The organism is Bradyrhizobium sp. PRIMUS42 (genome assembly GCF_023006515.1).
GTDB lineage: Bacteria > Pseudomonadota > Alphaproteobacteria > Rhizobiales > Xanthobacteraceae > Bradyrhizobium.
This window is the reverse complement of the sequence record NZ_JALBGZ010000718.1, coordinates 1-3,107: the sequence shown is the minus strand read 5'-3', so window position 1 is coordinate 3,107 and position 3,107 is coordinate 1. Positions and strand designations below refer to the sequence as shown.

Sequence of the window (3,107 nt, the reverse complement as noted above, 5' to 3'; positions counted from 1 at the left end):
CTGGTGACGCGCGTCAGCGCATCCTTCACCGAGCGCGTCAGCCGCACCGGATTGTCGGTGACCCCGGCGCGTAGCGAGCCGCCGGCGCCAGCCATGAACAGCACCGTGCACAGCGCCGGCTCGCAATTCTCCTGGATGCGCTCGACCGAGAATTTCAGATCGGCAGGCATCTCGGTCTCGACCGGCTTCAGTGTCTCGTCGAGCACGTAATAGGACGAATGCTCGCCGGTGGTGGAAACCATGAGCATGGTCAGACCGGCCTTTGCCTCCTTGGCATCGAACGGCCCAAGGATCGCCAGCGGATCGGAGATGTCGGTTCCGCCCCACCCCGTGCCGGGATCGGCGACCTGGAAATAGCGGCCGGGCGTCGAGCGCCGGCCCTTCATCTTGATGCCGGTGTCGGCGATGTCGAGCAGCTTGCCGGCCTGGTGTTCGCTCAGCACGCCGGTGATGTGGTCGTCGACCACGACGACCTCGTCGACCTTGCCGTGCCATTGCTTGGCGAACATGCCGATCGTCGCCGAGCCGCAGCCGACGCGCATCCGCTCTTCTTTCACGCCGTTGACGATCGGCGGTTGGCCGGCCTGCACGACCACGCTCGCGCCGCCGTCGATGGTCAGCTCCACCGCCTTGCAATTGGCGAGGTCCATCAGCGTGTCGCAGGTGACGCGGCCTTCCTTCTTGGAGCCGCCGGTCAGATGATGCACGCCGCCGAGCGAGAGCATCTGCGAGCCGTATTCGCTGGTGGTGACGTGGCCGACCGCCTCGCCCTGCGCGCGCACCGTCGCGGTTTCGGGGCCGAGATATCGGTCGGTGTCGATCTTCACCTTGATGCCGCAATAGGAGAAGATGCCCTCGGTGACGACAGTCACCATGTCGACGCCGTCGACCTCAGCAGAGACGATGAAGGGGGCCGGCTTGTAGTCGGGATAGGTGGTGCCCGCGCCGATCGCAGTGACGAAGGTCGAGGGCTCGTGGACGATCTTGCCGTCCCAATCTTCGGTGCGGCTGAACGGGACCAGCTTGCCGCCATGTGAGACGGTGCGCTCCAGGATCACATGCGGATCGACGCGGACGAGCTTGCCCTCGTGATTGGCATAGCGATCGCAGGCACCCGCCGCGCCCGGCTTGATGTAGCACATCACCGGACATGCATCGCAGCGGATCTTGTCGATGGCAGGGCTCGTTGTTTCCATCACCATGTGAGAAGCCGGCGGACCGCAGTTATCATTCGTATACGAACGATGGTGCGCGCGCTCCCGATGGCTGTCAAGCGGCGGTGCGGCGCAAAAGATGCGGCTGCTGCATAAAACCTCATTTGCCTAACCGCTCTGTCCACAAAGAAGGCAGTCGCGCTGCACTGCGGCATGCACGGCTTGCACGTTTGTGTACAAACGGTATCGTCGCGACGTAAATTTGCGAGCACTTGGCCGCGAGCTTGGGAACGAGGATGACGCAGGCACCGATCCGCCTCACCGTGAACGGCAGGATCCACGAGATCGCTGCGGCGCCAGAGACGCCGCTGCTCTACGTGCTGCGCAACGACCTCGCGCTCAACGGCCCCAAATATGGTTGCGGTCTTGGCGAATGCGGCACCTGCACTGTCCTGATTGACGGGGCCGCGGCCCGCTCCTGCGTGATTCCCGTGAGCGGCTGCGCCGGCCGCGACATCGTGACGCTCGAAGGGCTCGGCACGCGCGACAAGCCTGATGTGGTGCAGCAGGCCTTCATCGACGAACAGGCCGCGCAATGCGGCTACTGTCTCAACGGCATGATCATGACCACCAAGGCGCTGCTCGCGATCAACTCGCGACCGAGCGAACAGGAGGCGCTGGCAGCGCTGCGCTACAATCTCTGCCGTTGCGGCACCCATGTCGAAATCCTGCGCGCCGTAATGCGCGCGTCGGGCCAGCTCGCCGAGGCCGGTGATTGATGATCTCTCCTGTCCCTGATGGAGCTGAGCGGCAATCCGGTTCGCTCGTCGTCGTCCGCACGGTGGACGAGATCACATCCGAAACCTTCGTCCGCATTACCGCGGACGGGTCGGTCACGGCCTATAACGGCCATGTCGATCTCGGCACCGGCATCCGCACCGCCCTCGGCCAGATCGTCGCCGAGGAGTTGGATGTGTCCTTTGCGCGCGTCGTCGTGGTGCTTGGCGACACCTCTGTGGTGCCGAACCAGGGCGCGACGATCGCGAGCGAGACCATCCAGATCACAGCCGTCCCCCTGCGCAAGGCCGCAGCGCAAGCGCGTCACTTCCTGATCGCGCGCGCAGCCGAGCGGCTGGAGCTGCCGGAGGCCGATCTCGGTATTGAGGACGGCCTCGTGCGCGGGCACGACAATCGCAGCGTCACCTATGGCGAGTTGATCGGCGACGAAGAGATCAGGCTCGAGCTTGCCGACGATGTCGTGGTTAAACCCGTCGGCGACTACGCCATCGTCGGTCAGTCGATGCCGCGCGTCGACCTCCCCGCCAAGGCCACGGGCGAGCTGACTTTTGTGCACGATATCCGGGTGCCCGGCATGCTGCACGGTCGTGTGGTGCGCCCGCCCTATGCCGGTGTCGATGCCGGCCCGTTCGTCGGCACCAGTCTGATCGCGGTCGATGAATCCTCGGTGCGCGACGTCCCTGGCCTGATCGCCGTCGTCCGTATCGGCGATTTCGTCGGTGTCGTCGCCGAGCGCGAGGAGAATGCGATCAGCGCGGCAGAACAGCTCAAGGTCGGCTGGAAACCGACGCCCACCCTCACCGATCTCGCCGACGTCGAGACCGCACTGCGCGCCAATCCGTCGACGCCACGCACGCTGATCGACAAGGGCGACGTTGACGCGGCGATCTCAGGCGCGGCCAAGCCGATGCAGCGCACTTACGTCTGGCCATATCAGATGCACGCCTCGATTGGTCCGTCCTGCGCGGTCGCCGATTTTCAGGGCGGCAACATCCGCGTCTGGTCGGGCACGCAGAACCCGCATGTGCTGCGCAGCGACCTTGCCCTGCTGATCGAGCGGCCTGAGAGCGAGATCGAGGTCATCCGCCTGGAGGCCGCCGGCTGCTACGGCCGCAACTGCGCCGACGACGTCACCGCCGATGCGCTGCTGCTGTC

General features: G+C 65.2%; 3 protein-coding genes. 2 read left to right on the top strand and 1 reads right to left on the bottom strand.

What is annotated here, in order from left to right:
• Nucleotides 1–1,202 (bottom strand): 6-hydroxynicotinate reductase (locus MOV75_RS32455; protein WP_247007356.1); only part of this gene is annotated, 1,202 nt, incomplete at its 3' end.
• Nucleotides 1,203–1,450: 248 nt separating this feature from the next.
• On the opposite strand from MOV75_RS32455, the gene MOV75_RS32450 reads away from it, so the two are divergent.
• Nucleotides 1,451–1,933 carry a (2Fe-2S)-binding protein gene (locus MOV75_RS32450; protein ID WP_246931343.1) on the top strand — a complete coding sequence of 161 codons (483 nt, stop codon included), beginning with the start codon at nt 1,451–1,453 and terminating at the stop codon, nt 1,931–1,933.
• Nucleotides 1,933–3,107 (top strand): molybdopterin cofactor-binding domain-containing protein (locus MOV75_RS32445; protein ID WP_247007355.1); only part of this gene is annotated, 1,175 nt, incomplete at its 3' end. The genes MOV75_RS32450 and MOV75_RS32445, both read left to right, overlap by 1 nt.

Coding starts and splice junctions, on each gene's coding strand:
- MOV75_RS32450 (WP_246931343.1), top strand. CDS start 1,451: ATGACGCAGGCACCGATCCGCCTCACCGTGAACGGCAGGATCCACGAG.